The following is a 13,403-nucleotide window of genomic DNA, read 5'->3' as shown; positions in this document are numbered from 1 at the left end:
TCGCAAACAGAGCATCCTGACTACTTCACAGAAAAACTATCCATTACCCATTACATGTTGCTTCTTTTACTTTTCCTCACTTCACTGACAGCATCCATATGTTGCTTCTTTTACTTTTCCTCACTTCACTGACAGCATCCATATAGTGCTTACGGCAAACAGAAACATATTTTTCATTGCCGCCGATATCAACTTGTTCGCCATCATAAATGACCATGCCTTCGCTATCCAAACGTAATGTACGACTTGCCTTGCGTCCACAGTGACAAATAGTTTTCAACTCAACTAACTTATCAGCCCACGCCAAAAGATACTGGCTACCGCTAAAAAGCTCGCCTCTAAAATCAGTTCTCAGCCCATAACAAAGAACCGGAATATCATCATAGTCAGTCACCTTACATAGCTGTTCAATCTGTGCTTTCGTGAGAAAATGGCACTCATCAATCAGCACACAATGCACTTTTGCCTGCTTATTTTCATTTCTGATCAACTCGCCAATATCCGTCTGTTGACTAAACAGAAGCGCATCAGAAGATAATCCAATCCGAGAATTGACTTTTCCCTTTTCAAACCGGGTGTCAATTTCCGCGGTAAACACCAGCGTTCTCATCCCTCTTTCATTATAGTTATATGAGGATTGCAACAGGGATGTCGATTTCCCAGCATTCATTGCGGAGTAATAAAAATAAAGTTGAGCCATCAGCCCTACCCCTTAACAAAATTTATAAAGCCATATAGTCAGATGAGTTTACCATAAACTTTCGTCGTGATTATCCATCCCAGTAAGCTGTCCCGGTTGATATAGCGAAATATTTAGCTTAGTGATGTCTTAATGATTCATGACCATCATCACACCAGCCAAGTAATAAAGCACATTTGAATGACAAATGCTCATGTTTAAATTAAGAAATGAAAGCCAGACTGATTTGTTGCATATCGTATGCAAATTAATAATGTGCGTGATTGATTTCCAGAAAACGGTAACAGTAAATCAGCGATAACTCATGGATTAGTCATAAGTTTTTTTTAACTTAGTATTATTCTGCTTTAGCAGGTATGATAAGAAACAGTTAAAATTACTTACCGATTTAGTATATACCTGGTTTATAAATTAGAGAGATTATCATGTCCCCCCTTTGTTAAAGGTACCCTGAACATGTTATTGGGGAATGACAATCGAAATAGCTGTATAAAAAGCGCTATATAACTTTTGTAAAGAAATTACGTTTAAAAAAAAGAGCCATTTTATCCGAATATGATAAATTGACTATTGCAGAAAATAAAATAGCATTCTATTATTATATCCACATCAGCCATCATCATTAATAATTTGAGACCAGGACAATGAGCGATTTAAAAACCCTAAATAACATCCGTACTTTACGAGCTCAAGCAAGAGAATGCCAACTTGAGTTCTTGGATGAAATACTTGAGAAACTGACCGTCGTTGTTGAAGAGCGTCGTGAAGAAGAAAGTCAGGTACAAGCTGAATTAGAGGAACGTACACGTAAATTGGAAGAAGTTCGTAAAATGATTCTTGACCAAGGAATTGATCCAAGCGAATTACTTCAGACAATGAGCGCCGGCAAATCTGCTGGTAAAACAAAACGTCCGGCTCGTCCAGCTAAATACCAGTATGTTGATACAAACGGTGAAACTAAAACTTGGACTGGCCAAGGACGTACACCTGCTGTTATCAAAAAAGCAATTGAAGAAGAAGGAAGAACTCTGGAAAGCTTCTTACTCTAATCTATTGTTTTTGAAGTTAATTTAATTAAAAACACCCTTTTAAAATAGAAGGGTGTTTTTATTATTAAACAACTTAGATAACAAAAGAATTAATGGCTATCGAATGAGCGTGTATAAGTATCCTTGGGAAGAATTTAGTCGAATTGCACGTTTTTCTATCATTTCTTTACGATAAAGCAGGCTAGTTACTCGTTTAGCCAATGCCTGGGTAAATTAATAGTCAAACAGGCGCAACTATTTACTTCCCTCTGATCACTGTCGTTGATTCAATAGAAAAGGAGCCAATGGCTCCTCATCTTATTTAGACTTATGGTAGAAACTCAAATACCACTCGACAAACTGCTTCACACCCTGCTTCACCGGTGTATTTGGGGCAAACCCTATTTTTTGAAAAATGTCACTTGAATCAGCACAGGTCGACAGAACATCACCATCTTGCATGGGCATAAAATTTTTCTTAGCCTGAATGCCTAATGATTCTTCTATGGCTTCAATAAAATCACCTAGTCTAGTTGGTTGACCATTACCAATATTATAAATACAGTAAGGGGCAGAGCTGGCAGATATTTGCCCATCTTCAACCGTCCAGCTCTCATTTGGTACGGGAATGATGTCTTGCAATCTGATTATCGATTCAACAATATCATCTATATAAGTAAAATCTCTAACCATCTTACCGTGGTTATAAACATCAATAGGCTGTCCTGATAACATAGCCTTGGTGAACTTAAATAAAGCCATATCAGGACGTCCCCACGGGCCATATACGGTAAAAAAACGCAAGCCTGTCGTTGGCAACTGATAAAGATGAGAGTAACTATGAGACATTAATTCATCTGACTTTTTCGTTGCCGCATATAGTGAAACTGGATGATCAACTGAATCGTTTGTAGAAAACGGTTGCTTTCTATTTAATCCATAAACAGAACTAGAAGAAGAATATAATAAATGCTCAACATTATTGTGACGGCAACCTTCCAAAATATTGATATGCCCTATTATATTCGAATCAATGTAAGCCATTGGGTTTTGCAACGAATAGCGAACACCCGCCTGAGCTCCTAGATGGATAACCCGCTGGAATTGGTGCCGAGAAAAAAGATCAGGAATGGCTATTCTGTCGGCTAAATCCAGCTTTTCAAATTTAAAACCTGGCTTATCAAATAATAGATCTAACCGTGCTTGTTTGAGACTCACATCATAATAGTCATTAAGGTTGTCGATACCTACAACCTCATGCCCCATTTGCAATAATCTCTGGCTCACATGAAAGCCAATAAAACCAGCAGCGCCTGTGACTAAGAATTTCATTGTATTACTCAGATAACCGGATTAATGGATGCGCCACGACCAATCCCATAATAAATAAAACCCCGGGATTGCAGGCGCTCAGGATCATAGAGATTTCGGCCATCAAAGATAACCGGCGTCTTGAGAGACTCTTTTATGACATCAAAATCCGGCGCGCGAAAACTTTGCCATTCAGTACAAATGATCAAGGCATCGGCCCCTTTCAGCGCCGCTTCTTTAGTCCCCATCAAGAATAAATCATCGCGCTGACCATAAATACGCTGGGCTTCCTGCATCGCCTCCGGATCGTAAGCCTGTACTTTGGCTCCCGCCTGCCATAATGCTTCCATCAAAACACGGCTTGATGCTTCACGCATATCATCAGTATTCGGTTTGAACGATAATCCCCAGACAGAAAATGTCTTACCGGATAAATCTTCACCGAAATGGCGCGTGACAAAAGAGGGCAATTTATGCTTTTGCAGTTCGTTCACTTGCTCTACGGCACGAAGAATTTTAGGCTGATAACCAATTTGCTCTGCGGTACGAATCAACGCCTGAACATCTTTTGGGAAACATGAGCCACCATAACCACAGCCCGGATAGATAAAATGATAGCCAATACGGGAATCAGAACCAATTCCTTGACGAACATGCTCAATATCAGCGCCAAGCATTTCTGCTAAATTAGATATCTCATTCATAAAACTGATTTTCGTTGCCAACATACAGTTAGCAGCATACTTCGTCAGTTCTGCGCTACGGATATCCATCACAATCATACGATCATGATTACGATTAAACGGTTCGTACAATTCATGCATCAGGTCAACAACTCTTTCATTGTCACACCCAATAATAATCCGCTCAGGGCGCATACAATCTGCAACGGCCGCTCCTTCTTTAAGGAACTCAGGGTTAGAAACCACATCAAATGGAATATCAATATTACGTTGACGCAAAGTCTCATTAACAACGGCGTTAACTTTATCCGCGGTACCAACAGGAACCGTAGACTTATCAATAATGACCTTATAGCTCTCCATATGTTCAGCAATAGTACGAGCCACCGCTGTCACATACTTTAAATCTGCTGAACCATCTTCATCAGGAGGCGTGCCGACAGCAATAAATTGTAATTTACCGTGCGCAACACCGGCCTTTGCATCCGTACTAAAATTCAAGCGGCCTTCTTCATAATTTTTTTTAACCAGTGGAGCTAAACCAGGTTCAAAAATGGGAATTTGACCATTTTTCAAATTTTCAACTTTATTCGCATCTATATCAATACAAAGAACATCATGACCGACTTCAGCTAAAACCGCCGCCTGAACTAAACCAACATAACCGATACCAAATACCGTAACTTTCATATAATACCTAAATTTCCGTAAAATTATTCTTTAACCCGATCCTGCAAAGCCATTAACCAATCAGTAAACTCTTTGCCCAAAGTATGATGTTTCATACCATACCGGACAAATGCTTGCATATAACCAAGTTTATTGCCGCAATCATGACTTACACCCTGCAAATGATAGGCTTCCACAGACTCCTTCTCTATTAACATCGCAATTGCATCAGTAAGTTGAATTTCATCACCGGCGCCTGGCGCTGTTTTTTCTAATAATGACCAAATCTTCTCGGACAACACATAACGGCCAACAATAGAAAGATTTGATGGCGCTTCTTTCGGTTCAGGTTTTTCAACTACACGCTTAATTGGTTTGCTGTCACCGGGTTGCAGATTTTCTCCCTGGCAATCGACAATACCATAACTAGAGACCTCTTCATGAGGTACAGGTTCTACTAATATTTGGCTAGCGCCCGTTTCATTATACCGGACCAACATTTCGCTCAGATTATATTTAGTCAGATCTGTACTAAACTCATCAAGAATAACATCAGGGAGTATCACAGCAAAAGGCTCATCACCAATTAAAGGCTTGGCGCATAACACCGCATGCCCTAATCCTTTAGCAATTCCCTGACGAGTTTGCATAATGGTGACATGACTTGGACAAATAGATTGAACTTCATCCAACAACTGACGCTTCACCCTTTTCTCAAGGATTGCCTCTAACTCAAAACTGGTATCAAAATGGTTTTCAATTGAATTTTTTGATGAATGGGTCACCAAGATAATTTCATTAATGCCAGCGGCAATACATTCATTAACGACATACTGAATAAGCGGTTTATCCACTAAAGGCAACATCTCTTTAGGAATTGCTTTCGTAGCAGGCAACATCCTCGTTCCCAAACCCGCTACTGGAATAACGGCTTTCTTTACTGTTTTTTTTACTGATAGTTTTTCTACTGATGGTTTGTTTACCGATAGTTCGTTTACCAATGGCATTAATCTTTCTCCCGATGTTTTTTGGCTGAAACAAATCCGTTTTCAACTCAAAATCAGTGCCGATTCTTTAATAAGGCATCATTATTACTGATTATTTTATGTCAATAAACCGAGCGCAGAAACCGGTGCATACACAGAGTTCACCGCCTCGTTTACCCCTCTGACTACTCAAAAAAGATATCATTTTTACCTGAGCAGCGCTAAATCCGCTCTTTGTACTAAAGAGCGGCAAATAAAATAGCCTGATTAGATAGATTCCTAGCATAATAGGCGAAGTATACCAGCTAATTCCCCCCGATAAACAGCACTGTCCTGTTTAATTACATTACCGTGACCTAATGTTTAAAATCCATTTTAAGCAAAATTCCGCCTTGGTAATATTCACCCAGAATACATTGAAGAAAGCATCAGATTTATTTGACTATCTGTATTCCAAATCCGACATTGCCATTCAGCACTATGGGAACAAACCTGATTCGAACAAATCGTTCTCAACGTCCCAAGAGGAACACCACTATCTAATTGGATTTGACGATTACCCGATTTAATACTGGCATGTAACCCCGCGGAAGTGAGCAGAACTGTTTTATTGATTGTATGATAATACCCAAGCAGCAATGGAAATTGCCCTTGTAACCCCGCACCTGCCAACAAGTTATTAATTCTATTTAGAATACCTGCCATACTGGGTAAACGCCGGGAATGGTGCACGATATGCTCTTGCAACAAGCTGTTAAATACGACTCTAAGTAATAATGCTGAAATCACACCATACTCTTTTGAGCGGCTAATATCCAGACAATAAAAAGCCAATTCATTGTCAGATAACGCCGCCATATCGAGAATCAATCCTGGTTTATCAATCATATTCAATTTTCGGTAGTTGACTTTACAATGAGCGATCACTTGAGACACTGGAGGTTGTAACTGCTTAAGCATATTTAATGCTTCATCTGAATTATGCTTTAGGGTTAACCAATCTTTATTCAAGTTATTCTGCTCAATCGCATCAGACATAAAGACCGTAGGATGTAAATAGGCCAACACTGATTTTTTTATCTCATTAAGATCTGAAACAGGTTTTAATAAAACATCTTTTGCTCCTAAACGAAGCACCTCATCAATTTCGGCCATCTTGTTAGTTGCTGAAATAATAATAACCGGAATACTAATACCCTCATTCGTCAATTTCGCAATAAATTCAATACCATTCATAATCGGCATATCTAAATCACACAAAATAAGTTCAATATGAGCTTCGCGTCCCAGCACCTGTAGTGCAACAGCCCCATTAGATGCGACTAATACCTTAGCGCCCAACGTTTGCAAATACCCTGCCAGCAAAGAACAAAAAACGGGTTCGTCCTCCACAATCAGAATTTTTTTGCCTGCCAGTGCCTTTTCCATAAATGCGCTCCCTTACCTTAATATTGCGACCTTCACCTTTTCTTAGGTACTATCACTCATATTAGTTCAATTAAGTGACTATCATTTGTTCTCTTACGTTTCTTTGCAATAGAAAACCCATAAAAATGGTATTTCACCCTTTACAATTGGAGTTATTTTGACAGAGCTATGTCCTTGTGGTAGTGGAATAGATTTTGCGGATTGCTGTTCCCCTTATCTCCAAAACATAAAATTTGCCCCGACAGCCGAATCACTGATGCGTTCTCGATACAGTGCCTATGTAAAGCACAACGCCGATTATCTTATTACCAGCTGGCATCCTGACTGCCAGGCTGAAAAGTGGCGTTTAGACATAGAACAGAGTTTTATTGTTACCCAGTGGCTCGGACTAAATGTTATTACAACTGAAAAAGGCAAAAATGATAACGAAGCCTATGTTGAATTTTCAGCTTGCTTTCTTGATCATAAATCCCAAGATAAGCAACTTATTCATGAGCGTTCACGTTTTCTTCGTATAGACCAGCGTTGGTACTATATCGATGGTGTAAAACCTATTGATGGCGTAAAACCTCAAATTGGCCGTAATAGCCCCTGCCCATGTGGTTCAGGCAAAAAATACAAAAAATGTTGTGGTTAAGATCCACAAACAGAAAACGCAAAATATTTAAGGACAATCCTATTCATGCAACATCAACATATACAAAAGAAAATTCTACGTACTATTTGCCCTGACGCCAAAGGACTGATCGCCAAAATTACGAATATTTGCTACAAACACCAGCTGAATATAGTTCAGAATAATGAATTCGTCGATCATCGCACTGGCCGCTTTTTTATGCGTACTGAGCTTGAAGGAATCTTCAATGATGAGACATTTCTTGCTGACTTAGATGATGCGCTTCCGGTGGGTTCTCAACGGGAATTAAATAGTGCGGGGCGTCGGCGTATTGTCATTATGGTGACAAAAGAAGCGCATTGTCTTGGGGATTTGCTCATGAAAAGCGCTTATGATGGGCTTGACGTTGAAATTGCCGCTGTTATCGGCAACCACGCAACATTACAATCGTTGGTTGAGCAATTTGGCATTCCTTTCCACTTGATTAGTCATGAAGGTTTAACCCGTGAACAACATGATGAAAAACTGATTGCCCAGATTGACCAATACAAACCTGACTACGTGGTATTAGCTAAATACATGCGAGTACTGACGCCAGAATTTGTCCAGCATTATCCAAATCAGATTATTAACATTCACCACTCCTTTTTACCTGCATTTATCGGGGCGCGTCCTTATCATCAGGCTTACGAGAGAGGGGTAAAAATCATCGGAGCGACAGCGCATTATGTGAATAATAACCTGGATGAAGGTCCAATTATTACTCAGAAGGTCATTAACATAGACCATACATACACCGCTGAAGATATGATGAGAGCGGGCCGGGATGTTGAAAAAAATGCTCTGAGCCATGCTCTATATTGGGTTCTTGCTCAACGAGTTTTTGTTTACGGCAACCGAACTGTAATTCTTTAAAACTGAATTAATTAGGCTCAAAAGCAGCACACAGTAGCTTCTTTTCAAGCATATGCTTTACAGCGGCGATTGATTTAATGTGATCCTAGCCGCTGTAAGCAATAGCAGTGACTTTTCAAAAGTGACGAGTCATCCTTTCCCCGCCACCAACAAACAGACCGCTTATTTATTCACAACACTAAATACCGTTTTGCAATTCATGCAAAGCAGCCACTTGCAAAAAGTGGCTACGATTCTTATACAGGTTTGGACTTGCTTTAACTTGATCATCGATTTTCTTTGATAACAAATCAGGCAGAGTGACGTTGAATTTTGTCGATTTACCTAAATATGGTTCAACATCAATGTCAATTACAGCCCATGCCCACCCTGAGTATTCTTCATCTTTGATCCAGTAATCTAATGGCTTCGCTTCAGGGGGTAATTGGTTCATTTCGGCCAATAACTCTAAATGCCCAGAGATAGCTTCCTTGGCGTTTTTTATTACATCCTCCATTGAATCACCCGCAGAGAAACAACCTGATATATCGGGCACAACCACGCCGTAAGCGTGGTTCTCATCACCAATTTCAATCGCAATAGGATATAACACGTTATACTCCTCCAATAATTTTAAGAAATTTGATTAGTGCAGATGCAGATAAGGGGGCTTACAGCCCCACTTGCTTCTGTATTTTCCTGAGCAATCCCACTTTGATTTCCTGTTTTGGATGTGGAATTGTCAACAAGTCATTACGTTCAGGGTGTTTAAAATGATGATGACTCCCATTGATTCTTACCAGTACCCACCCTTTTTTCTCAACTTCTTTAATTAAATCTGCACTTCTCAAATCAACTCCTATCCGTTTAACCTGGCAATAACAATAACCCCAATAACTCCAAATATCAATAAAAAATAACCTCGATAACCCTATTTAAATTAGGTTCGAGTTGAGCGCAGCGAAACAACAATGCGGCGCTTGCGACGCGTTGGCCCGCAGGGCGAGGAACGCAGTGACGAGTAATCCTTCCCTCACCACCAGCAAACAAACCACTTATTTGCTCACAACAAGATCAATAAGGCTGGAAAATCAGCATATCGTCACTTATTTTTCAATATATGCTTTACAGTAGCGGTTCATCTGATGTGATTCCGGCCTCTGTCAACGACAATCATACTTCTCAAAATCGGGTGAGGTTCCCGAGCGGCCAAAGAGAACAGACGGTAAATCTTCCGTCACAGACTTTGAAGGTTCGAGTTGAGCGCAGCGAAACAACAATGCGGCGCTTGCGACGCGTTGGCCCGCAGGGCGAGGAACGCAGTGACGAGTAATCCTTCCCTCACCACCAGCAAACAAACCACTTATTTGCTCACAACAAGATCAATAAAGGTAGAAAACCAACATATCGTCACTTATTTTTCAATATATGCTTTACAGTAGCGGTTCATCTGATGTGATTCCGTCCTCTGTCAACGACAATCATACTTCTCAAAATCGGGTGAGGTTCCCGAGCGGCCAAAGGGAGCAGACAGTAAATCTGCCATCACAGACTTTGAAGGTTCGAGTTGAGCGTAGCGAAACAACAATGCGGCGCTTGCGACGCGTTGGCCCGCAGGGCGAGGAACGCAGTGACGAGTAATCCTTCCCCCGCCACCAGCAAACAAACCACTTATTTGCTCACAACAAGATCAATAAGGCTGGAAAATCAGCATATAGTCACTTATTTTTCAATATATGCTTTACAGCAGCGGTTCATCTGATATGATTCCGTCCGCTGTCAACAACAGTGATACATTTCAAAATCTGGTGGGGTTCCCGAGCGGCCAAAGGGAGCAGACTGTAAATCTGCCGTCACAGACTTCGAAGGTTCGAATCCTTCCCCCACCACCACAAATACTTCTTAGCACCCGATATCCCCCTACTCATCCGAAGACAGACAACCTACATCAACGCTCCTAAATTATCTATCCTTAAACAGCTCCAGAGACTAACTAACACCTCTAAAAGAACTCAACTAAACGCGCTTACCCACCTTAGTGTGCTCTCACAACCATATTTCTCATCACACCATTATGTGAAACTTAACATTCCACAATCACCCAATATAAACCATATAAATCAAACAATTAAAATAAAATCCATCTTCAAACAGCGGGCATTCGAATGTGATAACCATCGTGTATTTGTGAAATTTCATGTGAAATAATTATAAAAAATAACAAATTATAACAACAACACTAGGGAACCATCATGAACCAATCAACACAAAAAATAGGAATTATAGGATTGGGGGCTATGGGTATGGGAATTGCCCGCGCGTTAATACGCGCGGGTATTCCCACATATGGATTTGACTTAAATCCAGAAGCCTGTGACCAGCTTCTGCAAGCGGGCGCTAAGGCGGCTGCAAACAGCGCCGTAAACTGGGCGCCAGAGCTGGATGCTATCCTACTCGTCGTCGTCAATGGCGCTCAAATAGAAAGCATCCTGTTCGAAGGCGAAACACCGCTAGTCAACCAACTAAAAGCCGGTACGATCATTGTGCTTCACAGTACCGTTGCCGCAGGACAAGCTAAAGATTTTGCCCATCGTCTTAACCAATACAACCTCAACATGCTGGACGCGCCTATTTCAGGTGGCGCACTAAAAGCCGAACAAGGCCAACTTACCGTTATGGCTTCCGGCGAACCCGCGTTATTTGAACAACTAAAACCCGTATTTGATGCCACCACCGAACGCCTCTACCATGTCGGAAATGAAGTTGGTCAAGGATCTACCGTTAAAACAATCCATCAACTACTTGCAGGTATACATATTGCAGCCGCCGCAGAAAGTATGGCATTGGCAGCTAAAGCCGGTATTTCCCTAGAATTGATGTACGATATTGTAACCCACGCTGCCGGTAACTCTTGGATGTTTGAAAACCGCGTTCCCCATATTCTGGCGGGAGATTACACCGCCAAATCCTCTGTAGATATTTTTGTCAAAGATCTGGGATTAGCATTAGAAACAGGTAAAGATCTGAAATTCCCACTACCATTATCAGCCGCTGCCCATCAAATGTTCCTTGCCGCCAGTAACGAAGGTTTCGGCCAATGGGATGACAGCGCGGTTATCAAAACATTTAAAGGTATCACTTTGCCGGAGAAAAAGTAATGACCATTAAATTGGGCGTTATCGCCGATGATTTTACCGGCGCAACCGATATCGCCGGTTTTATGGTGCAAAGCGGCTGGCGAGTCGTCCAGCTACTGAATACGCCTGATGAAAATACCGCTATTCCACAGGATATTGACGCTATCGTTATCAGCCTGAAAAGCCGTTCCTGCCCGATAGACGAAGCGGTGAATAACGCGGTGAAATCCTGCCGTTGGTTACGTCAGAAAGCCGGTTGTCAACAAATATTCTTCAAATACTGCTCAACTTTTGACTCCACCAGTAAAGGCAACATTGGACCGGTCACCGATGCCCTGATGGATGAACTGAAAACAGACATCACGCTGATCTCTCCTGCCCTCCCGGTTAACGGGCGAACAGTTGTACATGGACATCTATTTGTTAATGGTCAACTACTTAATGAAAGCGGGATGCAGCACCATCCCGTAACACCAATGACAGACGCCAATTTACTACGCCTGATGGAACAACAGGCTCAGGGAAAAGCAGATCTGGTGGATCTGGCATGCGTACACCAGGGAGAACAGGCAATCCGCGAACGAATAAATCATTTACAACAACAAAACATACGTTACGCGGTAACAGACACCTTCTCCATGAATGACCTGCTGCCTATTGCCAGAGCGGCGTCAGAACTGAAATTAATCACTGGGGGTTCCGGCCTTGGCGCTGCCCTTGCCAGCACCGACACCGGTAAGCCATTAATGCCATGCCAACTGGAAGGGGCAACCCCATCCGCCGAGAATAGACGCACTGTGATCCTTTCCGGCAGTTGTTCCATCATGACCAACAAACAAGTTGCCCTGTACCAGAAACTGGCCCCTGCCAAGGCCCTGAATATTGATTCATGCATCAAAGATCCACAATATGCCGAAAAACTGGTCGCGTGGGTTATTCAGCAATCCAAAAACCATCTGGCGCCCATGCTATACGCAACTCACCCCCCGGAAACATTACAGAAAATCCAACAACAATACGGCGCCGCCACTGCCAGTAAAGCAATAGAAAACACCTTCGCCAAGGTTGTAAAAAGCCTGTGTCAGCTCGGATTCAACACCTTCATTGTCGCAGGCGGCGAAACCGCCGGTAAGATAGTACAAAGTCTGGATATCAAACAGTTCAATATCGGTGCGCCAATCGCCCCGGGCGTACCTTGGGTACACGATCGACAACACAATTATTGGCTGGCGTTAAAATCAGGCAACTTCGGCGATATTGATTTCTTCCTGCATGTACAGGAGATGTTTCATGAGTGAACAAGCACTACGGATAGAATTAGTCGAATGGGCTCGCTCAATGTTCTACCGAGGTTATAGCAGCGGCGGCGCAGGTAACATCAGTGCCAAACTGGAAGATGGCGCGATTATCATCACGCCGACCAACTCCAGTTTTGGCGACTTGCAAGCCAATCGCCTGAGTAAGCTGGACGCGGAAGGTAACTGGCTATCCGGTGACAAACCCACCAAAGAAGTTTCCATGCACCTGGCAATGTATCGCAACCGTCCCGAATGCCGTGCGGTGGTCCATCTACATTCCCCTTGGTTAACCGCCCTTTCCTGCCTATCCAATCTGGATAAAAGTAACTGTCTGCCGCCCATTACGCCCTACTATGTGATGCGAGTTGGAAAACTGCCTCTGGTCAAATATCTACCACCAGGAGATGAAAGAATCGGCGAGGAAATTGCGAAGCTGGCCGCAAAACACAACGCAATCCTGCTATCCAACCACGGACCTGTTGTCGGCGGCAAAACTTTACGGCAAGCTTTTTTCAACGCAGAGGAATTGGAAGATACCGCCCGGCTCTATTTAACGTTACTGCCACATGGCTTCACCACATTAAATGAAGAGCAAGTGCAAGAACTTGAAACTCGTTACCCCAAGAACTGAGTAAACAAACAAGGAATTCATC

13 protein-coding genes, 2 tRNA genes and 2 other RNA genes are annotated in these 13,403 nt (G+C 42.1%); 10 read left to right on the top strand and 7 right to left on the bottom strand.

Features of this window, described 5'->3' with window-relative positions; genetic code table 11:
- Nucleotides 1-76 precede the first annotated feature (76 nt).
- A complete protein-coding gene (locus EAE92_RS10680; RefSeq protein WP_214068059.1) occupies nucleotides 77-700 on the bottom strand; it encodes a thymidine kinase in 624 nt (207 codons plus the stop codon).
- A 644-nt stretch (nucleotides 701-1,344) separates the two neighbouring features.
- Between EAE92_RS10680 and hns the strand changes: the two genes are divergently transcribed.
- A complete protein-coding gene (hns, locus tag EAE92_RS10675; RefSeq protein WP_036777152.1) occupies nucleotides 1,345-1,749 on the top strand; it encodes a histone-like nucleoid-structuring protein H-NS in 405 nt (134 codons plus the stop codon).
- A gap of 297 nt (nucleotides 1,750-2,046) precedes the next feature.
- On the opposite strand, the gene EAE92_RS10670 is transcribed toward hns, so the two are convergent.
- The 4 genes from EAE92_RS10670 to rssB all read right to left on the bottom strand — a co-directional run bounded on the left by EAE92_RS10670 (nucleotide 2,047) and on the right by rssB (nucleotide 6,805).
- Complete coding sequence (locus tag EAE92_RS10670) at nucleotides 2,047-3,060, bottom strand: NAD-dependent epimerase (protein ID WP_036805656.1); 1,014 nt, start codon at nucleotides 3,058-3,060, stop codon at nucleotides 2,047-2,049.
- Between the two features lie 8 nt (nucleotides 3,061-3,068).
- Nucleotides 3,069-4,412, bottom strand: a complete 1,344-nt coding sequence (locus EAE92_RS10665) for a UDP-glucose dehydrogenase family protein (RefSeq protein WP_214068058.1) — start codon at nucleotides 4,410-4,412, stop codon at nucleotides 3,069-3,071.
- Between the two features lie 23 nt (nucleotides 4,413-4,435).
- Nucleotides 4,436-5,398: a UTP--glucose-1-phosphate uridylyltransferase GalU gene (gene galU, locus EAE92_RS10660; RefSeq protein ID WP_281422776.1), complete on the bottom strand. Its 963-nt coding sequence runs from the start codon at nucleotides 5,396-5,398 to the stop codon at nucleotides 4,436-4,438.
- A gap of 381 nt (nucleotides 5,399-5,779) precedes the next feature.
- Nucleotides 5,780-6,805: a two-component system response regulator RssB gene (gene rssB, locus EAE92_RS10655; protein ID WP_214068057.1), complete on the bottom strand. Its 1,026-nt coding sequence runs from the start codon at nucleotides 6,803-6,805 to the stop codon at nucleotides 5,780-5,782.
- Between the two features lie 157 nt (nucleotides 6,806-6,962).
- Here rssB and EAE92_RS10650 point away from each other — a divergent pair, with 157 nt between their 5' ends.
- The gene (locus EAE92_RS10650) at nucleotides 6,963-7,442 is read left to right on the top strand and encodes a YchJ family protein (RefSeq protein WP_214068056.1); all 480 of its coding nucleotides are present in this window, start codon (nucleotides 6,963-6,965) and stop codon (nucleotides 7,440-7,442) included.
- Nucleotides 7,443-7,487: 45 nt separating this feature from the next.
- Nucleotides 7,488-8,336 (top strand): formyltetrahydrofolate deformylase, encoded by an 849-nt coding sequence (purU, locus tag EAE92_RS10645; protein ID WP_046397232.1) that lies wholly within the window; start codon nucleotides 7,488-7,490, stop codon nucleotides 8,334-8,336.
- 178 nt (nucleotides 8,337-8,514) lie between these two features.
- On the opposite strand, the gene EAE92_RS10640 is transcribed toward purU, so the two are convergent.
- Together EAE92_RS10640 and EAE92_RS10635 are read right to left on the bottom strand one after the other, a co-directional pair.
- A complete protein-coding gene (locus EAE92_RS10640) occupies nucleotides 8,515-8,928 on the bottom strand; it encodes a type II toxin-antitoxin system HicB family antitoxin (RefSeq protein ID WP_036805649.1) in 414 nt (137 codons plus the stop codon).
- 58 nt (nucleotides 8,929-8,986) lie between these two features.
- Entirely contained in the window at nucleotides 8,987-9,166 is a 180-nt protein-coding gene (locus tag EAE92_RS10635; RefSeq protein WP_036805646.1) for a type II toxin-antitoxin system HicA family toxin, read from the bottom strand.
- 58 nt (nucleotides 9,167-9,224) lie between these two features.
- Between EAE92_RS10635 and EAE92_RS10630 the strand changes: the two genes are divergently transcribed.
- The 7 genes from EAE92_RS10630 (at nucleotide 9,225) to otnC (ending at nucleotide 13,381) form a co-directional block, all read left to right on the top strand.
- Nucleotides 9,225-9,357, top strand: a non-coding RNA gene (locus EAE92_RS10630) — RtT sRNA.
- A gap of 163 nt (nucleotides 9,358-9,520) precedes the next feature.
- A non-coding RNA gene (locus EAE92_RS10625) (RtT sRNA) lies at nucleotides 9,521-9,665 on the top strand.
- Nucleotides 9,666-9,814: 149 nt separating this feature from the next.
- Nucleotides 9,815-9,973 (top strand) — tRNA-Tyr (locus tag EAE92_RS10620).
- Between the two features lie 149 nt (nucleotides 9,974-10,122).
- A tRNA-Tyr gene (locus EAE92_RS10615) sits at nucleotides 10,123-10,207 on the top strand.
- Nucleotides 10,208-10,567: 360 nt separating this feature from the next.
- Entirely contained in the window at nucleotides 10,568-11,473 is a 906-nt protein-coding gene (ltnD, locus tag EAE92_RS10610) for an L-threonate dehydrogenase (RefSeq protein WP_214068055.1), read from the top strand.
- Nucleotides 11,473-12,750: a 3-oxo-tetronate kinase gene (gene otnK / locus EAE92_RS10605; protein WP_214068054.1), complete on the top strand. Its 1,278-nt coding sequence runs from the start codon at nucleotides 11,473-11,475 to the stop codon at nucleotides 12,748-12,750. Before ltnD ends, otnK begins: the two co-directional genes overlap by 1 nt.
- Nucleotides 12,743-13,381 (top strand): 3-oxo-tetronate 4-phosphate decarboxylase, encoded by a 639-nt coding sequence (gene otnC, locus EAE92_RS10600; protein ID WP_214068053.1) that lies wholly within the window; start codon nucleotides 12,743-12,745, stop codon nucleotides 13,379-13,381. The genes otnK and otnC overlap by 8 nt, the downstream gene beginning before the upstream one ends.
- Nucleotides 13,382-13,403: the final 22 nt, after the last annotated feature.

This window comes from Photorhabdus hainanensis, from assembly GCF_018448965.1.
GTDB lineage: Bacteria > Pseudomonadota > Gammaproteobacteria > Enterobacterales > Enterobacteriaceae > Photorhabdus > Photorhabdus akhurstii.
This window is presented reverse-complemented; position numbering and strand designations above follow the sequence as displayed.

What these genes read in the sequence shown, in the direction of transcription:
- EAE92_RS10680 (WP_214068059.1), bottom strand. Translation starts at nt 700, where the DNA reads ATGGCTCAACTTTATTTTTATTACTCCGCAATGAATGCTGGGAAATCG.
- EAE92_RS10665 (WP_214068058.1), bottom strand. Translation starts at nt 4,412, where the DNA reads ATGAAAGTTACGGTATTTGGTATCGGTTATGTTGGTTTAGTTCAGGCG.
- galU (WP_281422776.1), bottom strand. Translation starts at nt 5,398, where the DNA reads ATGCCATTGGTAAACGAACTATCGGTAAACAAACCATCAGTAGAAAAA.
- ltnD (WP_214068055.1), top strand. Translation starts at nt 10,568, where the DNA reads ATGAACCAATCAACACAAAAAATAGGAATTATAGGATTGGGGGCTATG.
- hns (WP_036777152.1), top strand. Translation starts at nt 1,345, where the DNA reads ATGAGCGATTTAAAAACCCTAAATAACATCCGTACTTTACGAGCTCAA.
- otnC (WP_214068053.1), top strand. Translation starts at nt 12,743, where the DNA reads ATGAGTGAACAAGCACTACGGATAGAATTAGTCGAATGGGCTCGCTCA.
- rssB (WP_214068057.1), bottom strand. Translation starts at nt 6,805, where the DNA reads ATGGAAAAGGCACTGGCAGGCAAAAAAATTCTGATTGTGGAGGACGAA.
- otnK (WP_214068054.1), top strand. Translation starts at nt 11,473, where the DNA reads ATGACCATTAAATTGGGCGTTATCGCCGATGATTTTACCGGCGCAACC.
- purU (WP_046397232.1), top strand. Translation starts at nt 7,488, where the DNA reads ATGCAACATCAACATATACAAAAGAAAATTCTACGTACTATTTGCCCT.
- EAE92_RS10670 (WP_036805656.1), bottom strand. Translation starts at nt 3,060, where the DNA reads ATGAAATTCTTAGTCACAGGCGCTGCTGGTTTTATTGGCTTTCATGTG.